The following is a 15,744-nucleotide window of genomic DNA, read 5'->3' on the forward strand; positions in this document are numbered from 1 at the left end:
AGGAGGACGCGCGGTGACCCGTTGAAGAAACCGCCACCGGGGATGCCTTCCCCCGTTGGCTTTAAGGATAACAGGAGGCTTGGACCTTAAGGGAGGACCTTATGTTGAACTTGAAAACTATAACGGCAGGCGCACTTGGCTTGTCGATGTTGGCCTCGGCAGCACTTGCTGAGACCACAATTCGCGTACAGTCTGTGATCCCGTCCTCTGCGGACGAGATTGTCATGCTGAAAGACTTCGCCGAGGATGTGAAAGCCCTCACGGACGGTGAAGTCGTCATCGAAGTGCTGCCCGCAGGCTCCGTCGTGGGTGTGCAGGAAACGCTTGATGCGGTTGACGCGGGCCTGATCGAAGGGGGCTTTGCGTGGACACACTACTGGTCCGGCAAACACCCTGCCGCCATGCTGTTCGGCTCGCCCGTGGCCGGTGCCGGTGTCGGCATCGACAACATCGCGTTTATGTCGTGGTTCCTGAATGCCGGCGGCAAAGAGTTGTATGACCAGCTGTGGAAAGAGATGGGCGTGAATGTCAAAGGCTTCATGCTGCAACCGGTTGGCCCAGAGGCTTTGGGTTGGTTCAAAGAGCCGATCGAAACCATGGCCGATTTCCGCAAGTACCGCTTCCGGACACCTCCGGGCATTCCGGGCCAGACCTATAAGGACATCGGCGTGGCTTCGGTCGCTATGGGCGGCGGGGACATCTTGCCCGCGCTTGAAAAAGGCACAATCGACGCGGCGGAATGGTGCTGCCCGAAGCCTGACTCGGTCTTTGGCTTCCAAAAAGTTCTGAAGCACTACTACCTTCAAGGCTTGCACCAAGTCGTTGTGAACGCTGACCTTTATATCAACGGAGACGTTTATAACGCGCTGACCCCACTCCAGCAGAAAGCCATTGAAGTCGCAGCGAACGCTTCGCTGATGAAGTCTATGGCCTACCGCATCCGTGAAAACGGTCTGGCACTGGACAAGCTGGTGAACGAAGACGGCGTCATCCTTCATGACACTCCAGCCGACTACTTCACCGAGTATATGGCTGCCGCGAACAAAGCGCTGGAAACCAACGCTGCGGAAAACGCTTTCTTCAAGGAAGTCTGGGACAGCCAGAAAGAATTCGCCCGTACGGCAATTCCATTCTGGGCCGGTGCGCAAACCTCCAACGCCAATCTAGGCCGCGCATATGCGGCTGAGCTTGCGAAGAAGTAAGCCTCAAGGCTTGGCCTGCCCGCGTCCGATACGGATGTGGGCAGGACAAATAACCGCCCCCAAAGCACTGTAACCGGGGCGTCATTTCGCCAGATAGGGACATTCCCCATGATCAACGAAGATCAAGACAAGATCGACTTCTCGGAATACGAGAACATCGGCGACGAGCTTCTTGCGGACGCAGGCGGTGCGGTTGGCAAAACACTGCCCGACGACATGCACCCGCTGGCCCGCAAGGCCATCTACGCGATCGACAATTTTTCGAACTGGCAAGGCCGGATCGCCTGTCTGCTGGTGGTGCCGATCATCTTCGGGATGTTCTACGAGGTCATCGCACGCAGCTTCTTCACCGCGCCGACCCTTTGGGCTTACGATCTGTCGCGCATCCTTTATGGCGTGTCCTTCATGCTGGGCGCCGCATATGCGCTGATGCGCGGGCTGCATATCCGTGCCGACTTTCTATATCGCGGCTTCACCGAACGCACCCAAGGCCGCGTCGATTTGATCCTCTATATCGTGCTGTTCATGCCTTCGATGCTGTTCTTCCTGAAAGCGGGCTACGATTTCTCTTTGAAGTCCTTCCTTCAAGGCGAGCGCGCGGGCGACAGCACATGGGCGCCCATCGTGTGGCCGGTCAAAATTGCGCTGACAACCGGCGTGCTGTTCCTATGCATTCAGGGGGTCTCTGAAATTCTCAAATCGTGGTACGCCGCGACCCGTGGAAAGTGGCCGGTCTGATGGAATTCTCGAATGAAATAATCGGCCTGTTCATGATCGGAGCCATGCTGTTCGCGATCTTTGTTGGCTTCCCGATCTCCTTCACTCTGATCTTCCTTGGCGTCGTCTTCGGCGCTTGGGGCTTCGGTGTGAAACTGACCATCTTCCTGATGACCCTGCAATTCTACAACTCGATGATGGAGCAGACGCTCGCGGCTGTCCCGTTATTCGTGTTCATGGGCTTTATGATGGAACAGGCCGGATTGATGGAGCGATTATTCGCGGCGATCCAGATGATGCTGGCCCGCATGAAAGGCTCCCTCTATATCGCAGTGCTGTTCGTTTCCGTGGTCTTTGGCGCGGCAACCGGCATCGTGGGTGCCTCTGTCACGATCCTTGGCATCATGGCCGCCAAAACGATGAACCGCTCCGGTTATGACGTGCGTCTCGCGGCTGGTACCATCACCGCGGGCGGCACATTGGGTATCCTGATCCCGCCGTCGATCATGCTGGTCGTTATGGGGCCGGTGCTGGAAATCCCGGTCACCGACCTATTTGCCGCCGCGATCATTCCGGGCGTCATGATGGCAGCGCTCTATTTGATCTATTCGGTTGGCCGCTGCTGGATCAACCCAAGCCTTGGCCCCCCGCTGCCGGAGGATCTGATCGAGCCAGACAAATCGAAAATTGCGTTGGAATTGCTGTGGGGGTTTGTGCCCCCCACCATCCTGATTGCGTTCGCTCTGGGCTCGATCCTGTTTGGCCTTGCCACCCCGACCGAGGGCGCAGGCATGGGAGCGTTCGGCTCGATCCTGCTCGCGATGGGCTACCGCAAGTTCACGATTAAGGGCTTCTACGACGCATTGATCAAAACCTTGGAAATCTCGGTCCTGATCTTGTTCCTCGTCGCAGCGTCCAACTTCTTTGGTGCGGTGTTCTCGCGCTTGGGAACGCCAACCATGATCACTGAGCTTCTGCTGAACCTTGATGTCTCCGCGTCCATGGTGGTGATCTTGATCCTTGCGCTGGTCTTCGTGCTTGGCTGGCCGTTGGAGTGGGTGCCGATTGTGCTGATCATCCTGCCAATCCTCGCGCCTGTCTTGCTGGAATTGGAGGTCGACATGCTGTGGTTCGCGATCCTCGTCGCGGTCTGTCTGCAAACTGCTTGGCTCAGTCCGCCCGTGGCGCTATCGGCTTACTTCCTGAAAGGCGTGGTGCCAGAATGGGACCTCAAGGACATCTATCTGGGGATGATGCAGTTCATGGTCATCCAGTTGATCGGCCTTGCGATGGTCTTCGCCTTCCCTGCCATAGCAACTTGGTTGCCAGTCTATTTCTACGGCGGCGGCTAACGCTATAGCATCACACAAAAAAGGGCGCGCCGAGATGATCGGCGCGCCCTTTTCTGTGGAGCAGCAATCCTGTTTTCAGCGTTAACGCTGGCGGAACCGGACGACATCCAAAATCTCGACAAGAAATGCGGTGAATAACCCGAACACCAAAAGACCATTGGTGGCCGTCATCCCTGCAAGCAACCGCCAATTTTCATCGATCACCACATCGCCATAACCGACAGTGGTAAAGGACACGATGGCGAAATAAAGCGCAGTTTCAAGGCGATCGAAGAGCCCGATATACATGAACACGCCCGCCCATCCCCAGATGGAAAGCGTCAAAACCAGCAATATCCAGAACAGTGCGATCACCAGGACAGCCAGCGTTTGCAGCGCGCGGCTTTTGCGTTCCAAAGCAGCATCCACACGACGTAGCGCGCGGCCCGCAATTTCGAACAGCATTGCGGCAGCGAGCATCGTAATCACAATGACCACGGACCCCACAAAGAGAGCTTTAATCAACAGTCGAGGCCCTTATGTCTTTCGATTTCTGACGAACGAAGACCAAGATACCCATCACGCCGCCGAGTTACCACCGCAATTCGGTCTCAAACTTCTTTCGCCATGAGCGCGTTGACCAGCTTCTCGCAGCGCGCGCCAGTCTCGCAGTAAGCCAGAATTGGGCGGGGCAGTGTTTTCAAAAGCTCGGCCATTTTGTCGACGTCTTCATCGGTAGGGCCAGCGGCTTCGATCGGCAGATATGCGGCTTCCAGACCCGCATAGCTCGCGGCCTGCTTCATCTCATTATACAGGCTTTGGTCAATAGCTTCGCCGTCCGGTCGATTGCTGACAATCGACTTGAACCCAAGCGTATGGATCAAAGCCAAGTCCTTTGCAGAGGGTTGCGCACTCACGCTGATATCCGGCGTCATCTTCTTAGGTTGAATCATTGTCCTGTTCCTTCCTATGGCACGCAATGCGTGCCGCGTGGCGAAACCAGCCCAGAACGGGCCCGCAAGCCATCGCGTTGCGCCCTTCAAACAGCAGCTTTTACAACGACACTCGCGACAGGCTGTTGTGCAGGATTATGGATACCCTAAGGTCAATCGGTCGGAAGTGCCTTGATCGAGGTCAAGGCACCGCTCGCCCGAAAGGATCAGTCCGGCATGAGCTTCGCGCCGGGAATTTTTGCCATTGCAGATTGACTCATCTCAACCAGCTTTCCGGTTTCGGCAGAGTATTGGTCCAGCGCTTTTTGCACGAACTCGTTCTGAATATGGTGGATATCTTGCAAGGATTTGGCGTGCATCAACTGGTGCTGCGTTTGCACGTCTTCTTTGACGCGTTCCGCAACGAATCCCAAAACCTCTGCTCCCATATCGCTAAGCGCCTCTGCCCATGCCGTGCCGATTGCAGCGTAGGTGGTCGATCCAGCGGAGTGCACATCTTTCAGTGCATCCAAACTTGGCATTCCAAAGAAATTCTGGGGTTTTGCTGTGGTTTTCTCGGTCATGTCGAAATTCTCCTGATGCTTCTACTCCAGAACTATATCACAGATCCGACCGCCCGACTTGATCGTGGTCAAGACGCAAGCACCCGTCAGCTCGTAATCTTGTCCAAGTGAAAGGCGCACATATGATAGACCACGGGCACAGCACAGAAGAGATAGCCAAGCGCATTGCGGGCGGCGGGCAAGGCACACACTTGCGCGACATGATCTATGGCGGGATCGATGGTGCAGTGACGACCTTTGCCATTGTCGCGGGCGTTCAGGGGGCAGGCCTGCCCACGACGGTGATCATAGCTTTGGGCATCGCTAACGTGCTGGCTGACGGATTTTCGATGGCGGCGGGGAACTACTCGGGCACCAAGGCTGACCTTGATGATCGCAACCGCCTGAGCGCGATCGAATACCGCCATATCAAGGAATACCCGACAGGAGAGCGGGAAGAACTTCGGCAAATCCTTGAACTGAAGGGTCTAAGCGGCCCTTTGCTGGACGATGCCACCGACGCCATCGCGAAGCGCCCCGAAAAATGGGTGGAGATGATGCTGACCGATGAATACGGCCTATCACCCACCCCGCCTGCCCCAATGGCTGCGGCCATTGCGACTTTTCTAGCGTTCCTTGTTGCTGGGATCGTGCCGCTCCTGCCGTTTCTGTTCGGCCTTCCTGATCCGTTTCTGATCGCGACTTGCGCGACTGCTTTGGTGTTCTTTGCCATCGGCACCGGCAAAAGCCGCTGGTCCTTGTCACCATGGTGGCGGTCCGGATTAGAGACGTTGGCCATCGGCTCGACCGCGGCGGCGATTGCCTATGTTGTCGGAACAATGTTCCATGCCTGAACGAGTCTGCACCTAAGCCAGCGCGATGTCGCCCCAGATCGGCAAATGGTCTGACGCGCGACGCGCAAGGGGGCCTTCCTCCACGCCGGCATGGCGTAATTGCAACCCCGCGCTCAATGCGATGCGGTCCAGCGATGCGATCTGTCGGCGTGCATGAAAGGACAGTCCCGGCACATGAACCTCGAACCGGCCTGCAAGTGGCTCCATACCGCGATTGGTAGACCATTCATTGAAGTCGCCCGCCACGACTGTTGGCCGATCCGATGCCACCGCTTTCAGGATCGCTTCAAACTGCTGTACGCGGTGGCGTCGGATCAAACCCAAATGCGCTGCGATCAAATCGACCTCGAACGGCCCGCTCAGCGCCAAATGCACCGCACCGCGCGGCTCCAGCCCCGGCAAGTCAAGATGCGTGACCTTGCCCACCGATATCCCTTTCCGCACCAAAACGGCGTTACCATGCCAGCCCAGCCCGACGTCGTTTCGAGCTATAGGTGCCACCGCAAAGTCGGTTTCCCGCTCGATCAGGCCACGTGAGATGGCCGCAGGGCGCGCGCCAAGACGCAGGTCCGCTTCCTGCAAGGCGACCACATCAGCCTGCAATTCGTTTATGACTTGGAGAATGCGCGAAGGGTTGCGGCGCTGATCCAGACCACGCGCCTTGCGAATGTTGTAGCTGGCAATGCGTAGCGAAGCGGGTGACTTGGGCTGGTTCATGGTTGATAGATAGGGCCACTAACCCCACGTTTGAAGGAAGGAGGACCAGAGCTTGGCTATAAACCTGAAAAACCAAAGCCCGTTGCTTCTTGCCTTATGGGGCCTGCTCTTCTTGCTAACGCTGATTGCATTGGGTCTCGGCAGATGGTCGATGGCCTTTGTTGCGCTGGCTACGCTTGGCCTGTCTCTTGCTCCAAGTATGCTGGCCTCGCGTTTGAAGATCACTTTGCCCGTGCCTTTTGTGGCAACCATCATCGTCTTCGCCTTCGCCACGGTATTTCTGGGCGAGGCCTTCGGTTTTTACGAACGCTTCTGGTGGTGGGATTTGGCCTTACACGCAGCATCGGCAGTCGGATTCGGCCTGACGGGGTTCCTGTTCGCCTTCATGCTATTCGAGGGCGACAGGTTTGCAGCGCCACATTGGGCGCTGTGCCTGATTGCATTTTCCGTGGCAATGACCACAGGCGCATTGTGGGAAGTATTCGAGTTTTCTATGGACAACGCCTTTGGCCTGAACATGCAAAAGTCAGGCCTAAACGACACTATGCTGGACTTAATTCTCAACGCCGTCGGCGGCGCCATCGGCGCTTTGGTCGGGTATCTGTACCTGACTGGCACCGAAACAGGCGTGCTGGTACGCCCAATCCAGCAGTTCGTCGCCCTCAACCGAAGGCTCTACCAAAAATCGCGGAACCGGCTAAAAAAATAACCCCGTTATGATGCCAGATCGAAGCGTCCTAACATTCGACGCAGACGGTCGCGTTCTTCCAACAAGTCCAGCGCCAAGGCTATCCCCGGCATGTTGATGCCAAGATCGCGTTCCAGTCGTCGCGCCTTTTTCGCACGGAGCACGCTGACCTGACTGAAGCTATATTCCCGCACGGCTGCGCCATAAGGCTCCACCACGCCGTGTTCAATCAGCTCAACCACCCACGCTTCATCAGCATCACAAAACCGGCAAAGCTCGCGCAATGTCAGTTCTCCGAGGGGTTCGCCCTCTTCGCTATGTAACTTCATGGTTTGCCCTCCATGTTTGCTCGTGGATCAAAATTTAAATCTTTGGCCATTTGCTCGTAAAGCGCCCGTGCGTTGTCCGTCGTCACTGGCGGGTTCACGATTTTCAGAACCGCGTAGAGATCGCCCGCCGTTTTGCCCGGAAGCCCCCGGCCCTTCAGGCGCAGCTTTTGACCCGACCGCGCGTTTTTCGGGATCGTCACACCGACCTCCCCGCTTGGCGTCGGCATAGTCACTTTGCCACCGAGTGCGGCCTCCCACGGGGCCACAGGCAGGTCGACGTGTATGTCGCGCCCATCAAGCCGGTAAATCGGATGCGGTGCGAAGGCCACTTCAAGGAACAAGTCCCCTGCAGGTCCGCCACCGATGCCGGGAGAGCCCTTGCCTTTCAGCCTTATATGCTGCCCTTCGCGCACACCTTTGGGGATTTTGACCGACACGCTGCGGTCTTTCAAAAACATGCGCCCCGAGCCATCCATTTCCGGCACCCGCATCGTCAAAACACGACTCGTGCCTTTGAAGGCATCGTCGATATCCAGCGTGACGCGGGCATGTTGGTCTTGCCCCGGCGCTTTCATGCCAGACGAAAAGCCCTCAGTCCTACGACCTGAGCGGAACAGGTTTTCAAAGAAGTCGCTGAACGCCGCGTCATCCGGTCCGCCCGCTCCACCTCGGGCGTTGGAGAATTCGTAGCCTTGATCCCAGTTGGGGGGCGGACGGAAGCCCTGCCCACCGCCTGCAGGCTCGGACCCTAGCGAGTCATAGGCCGCCCGTTTTTCGGCGTCGCCCAGAACAGCGAAGGCTTCGCCCGCTTCTTTGAATTTGGCATCCGCCTCTTCGTCTGGGTTGACGTCTGGGTGATATTTGCGCGCAAGTTTGCGATACGCTCGCTTGATTTCGTCTTGAGACGCTGTGCGGTCTACCCCAAGCGCCTTGTAATAGTCTTTGTAGTCCATAGTCGGTTCACACTCCGGCCGAATAAGCCAATTAGCACCTAGTGTATCACGAAATAGGCCGCCTGCCTTTGAGCTATCTCAAGCAGAGCGATGCGTCATCTGCTATAATCGACTCAAATAGCAACAAGGTGCATGACATGGAAAATTCAACGATCCTGACCGTCATTGGTGCGAAATGCCCAAATGACGTACTCGCCCCTATCGCCGACATTGCCCGCGCAAAGAATATCCACTTGGCCTATCTGGCTGTCGGGGCAATTCCCCAGTTCCCGAACTACGGCGTTGGGATGCTTCCCTACGGGACGCCCGTTGTCCCTGATACGTGGCAAGACTCGGTTCAGCAGGTTGGGGCCGACCTGAAGATCAAACTGGACGAGATCGAAGATTTCCTGTCCAAGGAAGGCCTGTCAGGTGATGTGAAATCCGCCTGTGCGGAGCCGACAGGTCTCACCGACCTTGTCGCTCGTCGCGCTAAGCTTTGCGATTTAGCATTGGTTTGCAATGGGTTGAGAGACGAACCTCACACATTCAAAAATGTGTTGGACGGCTTGCTTTTCGGCTCCGCTGCGCCCGTCGTGCTCAACGACTTGGACGGAACCAAAGCGCTCGGCGCTAAGCATATTCTTATCGCGTGGAACACAAGCCTTCCTGCCGCTCGTGCGGTCAAGCGCGCCTTGCCGCTGCTTAAACAGGCGGAAACCGTCACGATTGTATGCGTCGATCCAGTGATGAGCGAAATGGCGGATGGGGACAACCCCGGCTCCGACTTGGGTAAATGGCTAAGCCATCACGGCTGCAACGTCACGGTGGAGCAGCATCCAAGTGGCGGCAGGGCGATCTCGGAGTGCTTGCTGGAACGTGCTGAAGAACTGGGCGCGGACCTGATCGTCGCGGGCGCCTATGGCCATTCGAGATTAAGGGAAACCTTGTTCGGCGGCACCACAGCCAGCCTTGTAGAGCAACGCGGTGTCGCAGTGTTCATGGCCCACTGACCCTTACCGCCAGCGAAGAAAGAAACGTCCCCGCGCTGCCCATGGGCCGCGCGGGGAATTTTTTAGGCGATGTCGAAACGATCCGCGTTCATGACCTTTGTCCAAGCGGCGACAAAATCGTTCACAAACTTCTCGGCGTTGTCATCTTGGGCGTAAACTTCGGCATAGGCCCGCAGGATGGAGTTCGAACCGAACACCAGATCAACCCGCGTTGCCGTCCACTTTACCGCGTCAGACTTGCGATCACGGATTTCGTAAAGGTTACCAGCTGCCGGTTTCCACACATTCGCGATATCGGTCAGGTTGACGAAGAAGTCCGTCGTCAGTGCCCCTTCCCGATCGGTGAACACACCATGTTTTGTGCCACCGTGGTTGGTGCCGATAACGCGCATGCCTCCGACCAGTGCAGTCATCTCATGCGCGGTCAGCCCCATAAGCTGCGTGCGGTCCAGCAAAAGCTCCTCAGCGCTGACTGCGTAGTCCTTTTTCAGCCAGTTGCGGTAGCCATCATGTACCGGCTCCAGCGGCTCGAATGACTCAGCATCTGTCATCTCGTCCGCCGCATCACCACGACCCGCCGCAAAAGGCACCGAGATGTCGAACCCAGCCGCCTTGGCCGCCTGCTCTACCCCAAGGTTCCCCGCCAGCACGATCACGTCCGCAACGCTTGCACCTGTATCAGCGGCGATAGCGCCTAGCACATCAAGCACTTTGGCCAAACGGTCCGGCTCGTTGCCCTCCCAGTCTTTTTGCGGGGCCAGACGAATGCGGGCACCGTTCGCACCACCCCGCATGTCAGACCCGCGATAGGTCCGCGCGCTGTCCCAAGCGGTCGAGACCATCTCGCTGATGCTCAACCCGCTTGCCGCGATCTTGGCTTTGACTGCGTCAATGTCGTAGCCTGTGTTGCCATTCGGGATCGGGTCTTGCCAGATCAGATCCTCTTGCGGCGCTTCTGGCCCGATATAGCGAACCTTCGGGCCCATATCGCGGTGGGTCAGTTTGAACCAAGCGCGCGCGAACACCTCAGAGAAGTAGTCAGGGTTCTTGTAGAACTTCTCGGAAATCTCGCGGTAGATCGGATCCATCTTCATGGCCATATCCGCATCGGTCATGATCGGATTGCGACGCACCGACGGGTCTGCGGAATCGACAGGCTTGTCTTCTTCCTTGATGTTGATTGGCTCCCACTGCCAAGCACCGGCTGGGCTCTTCTTCAGCTCCCAGTCATAGGTGAACAGCAGGTAGAAGTAGCCGTTATCCCATTTGGTCGGGTTTGTGGTCCAAGCGCCTTCGAGACCGCTCGAAACTGTGTCACCCCCCGCGCCAGAGCCTTGCGGGTTATTCCACCCGAGACCCATTTCTTCGACGCCACCAGCTTCTGGCGCCTCGCCCAGCACGTCCGCGCTGCCGTTGCCGTGGCACTTCCCGACAGTGTGCCCGCCTGCGGCCAAGGCCACGGTTTCTTCGTCGTCCATCGCCATACGGGCGAAGGTTTCGCGAACCTGCTGTGCGGTTTTCAGTGGATCCGGGCTTCCGTTTACCCCTTCGGGGTTGACGTAGATCAGGCCCATCTGGACGGCGGCCAAAGGGTTTTCCATCGTCGACGGATCATTCACGTCATCATACCGCTCGTCACTTGGGGCAAGCCATTCCTTCTCTGCCCCCCAGTAGACGTCAATTTCTGGATGCCAGATGTCAGGACGACCAAAGGCAAAGCCGTATGTTTTCAGGCCCATGGATTCGTAAGCGACATTGCCCGCCAGGATCATAAGATCGGCCCAGCTCAGCTTGTTGCCGTATTTCTTCTTGATCGGCCACAGCAGACGGCGGGCCTTATCAAGGTTCACGTTGTCCGGCCAAGAGTTCAAAGGGGCGAAGCGCTGGTTGCCCGTGCCGCCGCCGCCACGACCATCGGCCAAGCGGTAGGACCCTGCGGAGTGCCATGCCATCCGGATCATCAGGCCACCATAGTGACCCCAGTCAGCCGGCCACCAGTCTTGGCTGTCGGTCATGAACGCGTGCAGGTCTTTCTTTACCGCGTCGAAGTCGAGTGTCTTGACCTCTTCGCGATAGTCGAAGTCTGCCCCCATCGGGTTGGTCTTGGAGTCATGTTGGTGCAAAATGTCCAGGTTCAGAGCGTTCGGCCACCAGTCCATCACCGACGACGCCATATCAGTATGGGCCCCGTGCATTACCGGACATCCGCCCGCGCCATTGATCTTGTTTCCGTCCATAATACTCTCCGCTTGTTGTTTCGTGGCGTGGTGCGTCTGATGACGTTTCTGAAGGGTCGGCTTAAGAAAGAATCCCCCACGGGGCACCTACGGCTTACGGAGTTAGTGTAAGCCCAAGATGCGATAGTTAAAATTTGTATTTTCTAATCATATCGATAATCTAAGACTATGAGCCAGATCACCCTGAAACACCTCAGATATTTCGAAGCGCTAGCCCATCACGGCCATTTTGGCAGGGCCGCAGATGTTTGTGCCATCTCGCAGCCCGCCTTGTCGGTCCAAATGCAAGAATTGGAGCGGATCCTTGGCGCGCCCTTGATCGAGCGTGGAGCCCGGCGTATCCGCCTCACCCGCTTGGGAGAGGAGTTTTCCGCCCGCGCCCGCGAGGTGTTACGGTCGGTAGACGAGTTGAGCGACCTTGCCCGCGCCTCCCGCAATGACCTGTCCGGCCCGTTCCGGATCGGCATCATCCCGACGATTGCGCCCTACCTGCTACCCGCTTTTGTGAAACGGCTGTCCTTGCGCCACCCCGATCTTGACCCGCACCCGCGTGAGGCTGTCACTCAGACACTGATTGACGAGTTGCTCGACGGGCGCATCGACGCGGCGATTGTGGCGCTGCCCGTGTCCGAGCCATCCTTGACCGAAGTCGCTCTGTTCGAAGAAGATTTTGTTCTGGTGCGATCCGAAGAAGACGCGGGCAAGCCTGTGCCCAGTTCGGACAAACTGCGCGAAATGCGGCTTCTGCTTTTGGAAGAAGGTCACTGTTTTCGAGATCAGGCGATCTCCTACTGCAACCTGTCATCGTCTTTGCCGCGCGACTTGATGGAGGCCAGTTCTCTTTCGACGCTGGTTCAAATGGTGGGCGCGGGAATTGGTGTGACGTTGATCCCTGAAATGGCGGTTCGGATCGAGACACGCTCGGCGGCCGTGTCGATTGCACATCTGCCTAATCCGCAACCGTCCCGAACTGTCGGAATGGTTTGGCGTAACACCAATCCTCTGGCGGAGCATTTAACCGCGATTGCTGAGTTGTTTCGCGAAGTTGGCGTCGACGCAGCCTGATTTTTAGCTCCGCCATCCCTCAGTCGATTTGATCGGACCGCCATCATATTTGACGTCAAACGCATCGACCTTCGCTGGTGGTGCCATGGGTTTGCGCGACTTACGCAAGCCTAGCGCGCGGTGCGCGCCGAACTGTAATGCGATAACGGCACCGATGAACACGGCCCCAAACGCTGCAAGCGACCATAGATCAAGCGAAACACATGCATCGCCCGCCCCCAATGTGACGGCGCGCAACAAGCTGACAGTTGTCTCACACGCTGCAATTGCCTCAAATGCCATCGCGCTATCCCTTCAAAACGTCCGAAGAATTCAGGCGTAATCTCCTACAAAAAGGCGGCAAAAGAATGACGACGCGTGGCCCTAACTGTCTCTACGAACGCTCACGAGAGGCAGCGCGATCTACGGATTACTCAGGTGCCAGAATGACGTCGAACTTCACATACAAAAACGGATCGGTGATTTGGGCCGACAGCGCCATCCCATCGGGGAACTCGCTGGCGGGTTTTTCCACATAGGACATCACCAAATCATCGCGGACGCCAAAGACTGTGTCCTGATCCAGATACGGATCATCGTCGGGGAAGACCTCCGTCACCAAAGAGATAAAACCCGGAGCTTTGATAATGTAATGCAGATGCGACGGACGCCACGGGTGGCGTCCGGCAGCATCCAGCAGTTCACCGACCGGGCCATCAGAGGGCACGGTATACTCAACCGGACGCACAGTGGTGAACCGGAAATGACCGCTGTCATCGGCGGTCATCAATCCGTGGAAGGAATGGATATCCTGATCGGGGTCCTGACTAGAATAGAGCCCGTTGGGCGCGGTTTGCCAAATATCGATCTCGGCATGCGGGATCGGGTTGCCATCAAGATCGCGCACCTGCCCCTCCACACATAGGACCGGCCCCTCGAAGTCGCGCTTCATGTCGCCGCCAATCTCTAGCTTTGGCGGGTTCGAGACGTGGAATGGCCCCAACACCGACGAGCTGGTGGCGCGAGGGTTTGAATGCATCATGTCAACCAGCGAAGATAGCCCCAGCACGTCCGAAAACAGCACAAACTCGTTGCGCTCTGGCGAGGTGATCCGGCCCGCATGTTCCAACATGGACAACCCCTTGCGCCATTCTGCATGGGTCAGGTTCACCTCGCGTGCGAAGTCATGCAAATGCCGCGCCATCGCGACAAGCACTTCGCGGGTTCGAGGATCGGTATCCTCGCCGAAATAGGCTGCGAAAACGTCGGTGATGTTCTCTTTGGTAACTGTGCGCATGGGGTGGCCTCCTACATTAGGGCAAGGCTAAGAATTGGGAACTGGATCAACAGCAGCAGCACGATTAGCATCACGAACGCGAAGGGCAGCGCGCCCATGAACACGTCGCGAAGCGATATGCGATCATCATTGATCGTCGATTTGATAACGAAGCAGGATATGCCCAGCGGCGGCGTCAGCAACCCGATCTCTGCGCCGACAACGGTAATGATGCCGAACCAGATCAACGACAGGTTCATCGTCTCGATCATCGGCAAGAACAGCGGCACCACGATCAAAATGATCGACGCGGTGTCCAGCAACGTTCCTAAGAACAACATCAGCAAAACGAAGATCAGCATAATGGTCCAGAATGAGGCCGAGTTGCCCGCCAGCATATCTTCCAACTGGTTTGGCAACCCGGCCATGCCCAGCATCCGGCTGTAGATCGAAGCGGCGGTGATCAGGAACAGGATCGCGGCGGTGATGTGGCCGGTCTCAAGCAACGCATCCCAGAAATTCTTTAGGCTCATGGACCGCCGCACAACCGCGATGACCAACGCGACCAGCCCGCCAGCGGCGCCCGCCTCTACTGCTGTCAGCCAGCCGGTGTAGATCCCGCCCAAAACGACCGTGATAAGTCCGAGTGTTGGCAACGTCTTGGAGGCCACTTCGCGCGTTGACATCCATTCGGTGTCTTCAATCGCGCGGCCACCAATGAAGTCCGGGGTGAAGCGCCCCATAAACCAGATCGCTGCGACATAGGCCAGCGCCAGCAAGATGCCGGGAATGACGCCCGCAAGAAACATATCGCCCACCGATTGCTCCGCCACGAAGGAATATATGATCAACATCGCGGAAGGCGGAATGATCATGCCCAAGACCGAGCTGCCCGCCACAACGCCCACAGCAAAGCGCGGGTTATACCCCTGCGCCATCATCTGCGGAACGGAGACCTTGGTGAACACCGAGGCTGACGCAATGGAGGATCCGGTCACGGCCGCAAAAACTGCATTCGCCCCGACCGTTGCCATCCCGATGCCGCCTTTGACCTTGCGAAACCGCATGGTCATAACCTCGTAAATATCTCGCCCCAGCCCTGCCTTCGAAACTATCAGCCCCATAAACGTGAACAGCGGAATTGTGGCGAAGCTGTATTCCATCGCGCTGTCTCCGACGGCAACCTTCAGCAGGTTCAGCGCCAACGTGAAGTTGTCACGCATGAGCCAGATCGAGATGAACGACACCGTACCAAGGGCTACGGGAATGTAGACGCCAGCGTAGATCAAGAAAACGATCGCGACGACCGAGATCAGGCCAATCTCAATAGGTGTCATCAGTTGGACTCGTCATGTTCTGGGGCGCGGATCAGCTGCGGGCGATCCTGCGCGGTAATTACCTTGAGAACGAAGATGACGCATGACAGCGCGCATCCCGACGCGATCACCAGTTTGACCGGCCACCACGGAGCGGTGAACAGTCCCGGAACGCCGAAAAAGTCCTGCGTTTCCCACATATGAAGGAACTCGGGGAACATGATGTAGGCAATAAGCCCCATAAAGATCGCAGAGACCGCGTTGATGATGCGACGCAGGTTCGCCGTGAGCCGCGGGCGCGTGCGATCCAGAATAAGCAGGAAGCCGTCCGACCGTGTTAGCCGGTCCACTCGCACAACATCTGCGAGCTGCAAAAACACAATGAAAACCACCGCCATCTGGACGATTTCGTAGGTGCCTTTGAGCGGGGCATTGAACACGCCCCGCGCAACGACATCGACATTGAGGATCGTCACCAGCCCCAGAACAGCGATGGTTCCGGCGACATTGGCGACAATCGCAAGGGTGTTGGTGACCCGAGTGAGGCCAGCCAGTGCAGGCTTAAGCATAGTGTTGGCCCCTCTCGGATCGTA

The 15,744-nt window shown here is 57.2% G+C and carries 18 protein-coding genes; 7 read left to right on the forward strand and 11 right to left on the reverse strand.

Going from position 1 to position 15,744, the window contains the following annotated elements:
- The first annotated feature begins 101 nt into the window (after positions 1-101).
- The 3 genes from BM352_RS13890 to BM352_RS13900 all read left to right on the forward strand — a co-directional run bounded on the left by BM352_RS13890 (position 102) and on the right by BM352_RS13900 (position 3,271).
- Positions 102-1,202, forward strand: a complete 1,101-nt coding sequence (locus BM352_RS13890) for a TRAP transporter substrate-binding protein (protein WP_090217923.1) — start codon at positions 102-104, stop codon at positions 1,200-1,202.
- Positions 1,203-1,310: 108 nt separating this feature from the next.
- Positions 1,311-1,940 (forward strand): TRAP transporter small permease subunit, encoded by a 630-nt coding sequence (locus BM352_RS19170; RefSeq protein ID WP_090217925.1) that lies wholly within the window; start codon positions 1,311-1,313, stop codon positions 1,938-1,940.
- Entirely contained in the window at positions 1,904-3,271 is a 1,368-nt protein-coding gene (locus tag BM352_RS13900; protein WP_245780992.1) for a TRAP transporter large permease, read from the forward strand. The genes BM352_RS19170 and BM352_RS13900 overlap by 37 nt, the downstream gene beginning before the upstream one ends.
- Positions 3,272-3,352: 81 nt before the next feature.
- Here the strand turns inward: BM352_RS13900 and BM352_RS13905 are convergent, their stop codons facing one another.
- The 3 genes from BM352_RS13905 to BM352_RS13915 form a co-directional block, all read right to left on the reverse strand.
- Positions 3,353-3,775 (reverse strand): potassium channel family protein, encoded by a 423-nt coding sequence (locus BM352_RS13905; protein WP_245780993.1) that lies wholly within the window; start codon positions 3,773-3,775, stop codon positions 3,353-3,355.
- A gap of 86 nt (positions 3,776-3,861) precedes the next feature.
- On the reverse strand, positions 3,862-4,203 hold the full coding sequence (locus tag BM352_RS13910) for a protein tyrosine phosphatase family protein (RefSeq protein WP_090217930.1): 342 nt from the start codon (positions 4,201-4,203) through the stop codon (positions 3,862-3,864).
- A 206-nt stretch (positions 4,204-4,409) separates the two neighbouring features.
- Positions 4,410-4,766 carry a phasin family protein gene (locus tag BM352_RS13915; protein ID WP_090217933.1) on the reverse strand — a complete coding sequence of 119 codons (357 nt, stop codon included), beginning with the start codon at positions 4,764-4,766 and terminating at the stop codon, positions 4,410-4,412.
- Positions 4,767-4,888: 122 nt separating this feature from the next.
- Between BM352_RS13915 and BM352_RS13920 the strand changes: the two genes are divergently transcribed.
- The gene (locus BM352_RS13920; RefSeq protein WP_090217937.1) at positions 4,889-5,599 is read left to right on the forward strand and encodes a VIT1/CCC1 transporter family protein; all 711 of its coding nucleotides are present in this window, start codon (positions 4,889-4,891) and stop codon (positions 5,597-5,599) included.
- Positions 5,600-5,611: 12 nt separating this feature from the next.
- Here BM352_RS13920 and BM352_RS13925 read toward each other — a convergent pair whose 3' ends face one another.
- Complete coding sequence (locus BM352_RS13925) at positions 5,612-6,316, reverse strand: endonuclease/exonuclease/phosphatase family protein (protein WP_090217939.1); 705 nt, start codon at positions 6,314-6,316, stop codon at positions 5,612-5,614.
- A 52-nt stretch (positions 6,317-6,368) separates the two neighbouring features.
- On the opposite strand from BM352_RS13925, the gene BM352_RS13930 reads away from it, so the two are divergent.
- Complete coding sequence (locus BM352_RS13930; RefSeq protein WP_245780994.1) at positions 6,369-7,025, forward strand: DUF2238 domain-containing protein; 657 nt, start codon at positions 6,369-6,371, stop codon at positions 7,023-7,025.
- A 5-nt stretch (positions 7,026-7,030) separates the two neighbouring features.
- Here the strand turns inward: BM352_RS13930 and BM352_RS13935 are convergent, their stop codons facing one another.
- Both BM352_RS13935 and BM352_RS13940 read right to left on the reverse strand, forming a co-directional pair.
- Complete coding sequence (locus tag BM352_RS13935; protein WP_090217941.1) at positions 7,031-7,333, reverse strand: chaperone modulator CbpM; 303 nt, start codon at positions 7,331-7,333, stop codon at positions 7,031-7,033.
- Positions 7,330-8,286 (reverse strand): DnaJ C-terminal domain-containing protein, encoded by a 957-nt coding sequence (locus BM352_RS13940; RefSeq protein ID WP_090217944.1) that lies wholly within the window; start codon positions 8,284-8,286, stop codon positions 7,330-7,332. Before BM352_RS13940 ends, BM352_RS13935 begins: the two co-directional genes overlap by 4 nt.
- Positions 8,287-8,423: 137 nt before the next feature.
- Between BM352_RS13940 and BM352_RS13945 the strand changes: the two genes are divergently transcribed.
- Positions 8,424-9,278: a universal stress protein gene (locus tag BM352_RS13945; RefSeq protein WP_090217946.1), complete on the forward strand. Its 855-nt coding sequence runs from the start codon at positions 8,424-8,426 to the stop codon at positions 9,276-9,278.
- Between the two features lie 62 nt (positions 9,279-9,340).
- Here the strand turns inward: BM352_RS13945 and katG are convergent, their stop codons facing one another.
- Complete coding sequence (katG, locus tag BM352_RS13950) at positions 9,341-11,515, reverse strand: catalase/peroxidase HPI (protein WP_090217948.1); 2,175 nt, start codon at positions 11,513-11,515, stop codon at positions 9,341-9,343.
- A 168-nt stretch (positions 11,516-11,683) separates the two neighbouring features.
- On the opposite strand from katG, the gene BM352_RS13955 reads away from it, so the two are divergent.
- Complete coding sequence (locus tag BM352_RS13955; RefSeq protein WP_090217950.1) at positions 11,684-12,580, forward strand: hydrogen peroxide-inducible genes activator; 897 nt, start codon at positions 11,684-11,686, stop codon at positions 12,578-12,580.
- Between the two features lie 3 nt (positions 12,581-12,583).
- Here BM352_RS13955 and BM352_RS13960 read toward each other — a convergent pair whose 3' ends face one another.
- The 4 genes from BM352_RS13960 to BM352_RS13975 form a co-directional block, all read right to left on the reverse strand.
- Positions 12,584-12,862 (reverse strand): hypothetical protein, encoded by a 279-nt coding sequence (locus BM352_RS13960; protein ID WP_090217952.1) that lies wholly within the window; start codon positions 12,860-12,862, stop codon positions 12,584-12,586.
- A 127-nt stretch (positions 12,863-12,989) separates the two neighbouring features.
- Positions 12,990-13,856 carry a dioxygenase family protein gene (locus BM352_RS13965; protein WP_090217955.1) on the reverse strand — a complete coding sequence of 289 codons (867 nt, stop codon included), beginning with the start codon at positions 13,854-13,856 and terminating at the stop codon, positions 12,990-12,992.
- Between the two features lie 11 nt (positions 13,857-13,867).
- Positions 13,868-15,172, reverse strand: a complete 1,305-nt coding sequence (locus tag BM352_RS13970) for a TRAP transporter large permease (RefSeq protein WP_090217957.1) — start codon at positions 15,170-15,172, stop codon at positions 13,868-13,870.
- A complete protein-coding gene (locus tag BM352_RS13975; RefSeq protein ID WP_090217960.1) occupies positions 15,172-15,720 on the reverse strand; it encodes a TRAP transporter small permease subunit in 549 nt (182 codons plus the stop codon). The genes BM352_RS13970 and BM352_RS13975 overlap by 1 nt, the downstream gene beginning before the upstream one ends.
- Positions 15,721-15,744 lie beyond the last annotated feature (24 nt).

It is taken from the genome of Litoreibacter janthinus (assembly GCF_900111945.1).
GTDB lineage: Bacteria > Pseudomonadota > Alphaproteobacteria > Rhodobacterales > Rhodobacteraceae > Litoreibacter > Litoreibacter janthinus.

What these genes read in the sequence shown, in the direction of transcription:
- BM352_RS13890 (WP_090217923.1), top strand. Translation starts at nt 102, where the DNA reads ATGTTGAACTTGAAAACTATAACGGCAGGCGCACTTGGCTTGTCGATG.
- BM352_RS19170 (WP_090217925.1), top strand. Translation starts at nt 1,311, where the DNA reads ATGATCAACGAAGATCAAGACAAGATCGACTTCTCGGAATACGAGAAC.
- BM352_RS13910 (WP_090217930.1), bottom strand. Translation starts at nt 4,203, where the DNA reads ATGATTCAACCTAAGAAGATGACGCCGGATATCAGCGTGAGTGCGCAA.
- BM352_RS13915 (WP_090217933.1), bottom strand. Translation starts at nt 4,766, where the DNA reads ATGACCGAGAAAACCACAGCAAAACCCCAGAATTTCTTTGGAATGCCA.
- BM352_RS13920 (WP_090217937.1), top strand. Translation starts at nt 4,889, where the DNA reads ATGATAGACCACGGGCACAGCACAGAAGAGATAGCCAAGCGCATTGCG.
- BM352_RS13925 (WP_090217939.1), bottom strand. Translation starts at nt 6,316, where the DNA reads ATGAACCAGCCCAAGTCACCCGCTTCGCTACGCATTGCCAGCTACAAC.
- BM352_RS13935 (WP_090217941.1), bottom strand. Translation starts at nt 7,333, where the DNA reads ATGAAGTTACATAGCGAAGAGGGCGAACCCCTCGGAGAACTGACATTG.
- BM352_RS13940 (WP_090217944.1), bottom strand. Translation starts at nt 8,286, where the DNA reads ATGGACTACAAAGACTATTACAAGGCGCTTGGGGTAGACCGCACAGCG.
- BM352_RS13945 (WP_090217946.1), top strand. Translation starts at nt 8,424, where the DNA reads ATGGAAAATTCAACGATCCTGACCGTCATTGGTGCGAAATGCCCAAAT.
- katG (WP_090217948.1), bottom strand. Translation starts at nt 11,515, where the DNA reads ATGGACGGAAACAAGATCAATGGCGCGGGCGGATGTCCGGTAATGCAC.
- BM352_RS13955 (WP_090217950.1), top strand. Translation starts at nt 11,684, where the DNA reads ATGAGCCAGATCACCCTGAAACACCTCAGATATTTCGAAGCGCTAGCC.
- BM352_RS13960 (WP_090217952.1), bottom strand. Translation starts at nt 12,862, where the DNA reads ATGGCATTTGAGGCAATTGCAGCGTGTGAGACAACTGTCAGCTTGTTG.
- BM352_RS13965 (WP_090217955.1), bottom strand. Translation starts at nt 13,856, where the DNA reads ATGCGCACAGTTACCAAAGAGAACATCACCGACGTTTTCGCAGCCTAT.
- BM352_RS13970 (WP_090217957.1), bottom strand. Translation starts at nt 15,172, where the DNA reads ATGACACCTATTGAGATTGGCCTGATCTCGGTCGTCGCGATCGTTTTC.
- BM352_RS13975 (WP_090217960.1), bottom strand. Translation starts at nt 15,720, where the DNA reads ATGCTTAAGCCTGCACTGGCTGGCCTCACTCGGGTCACCAACACCCTT.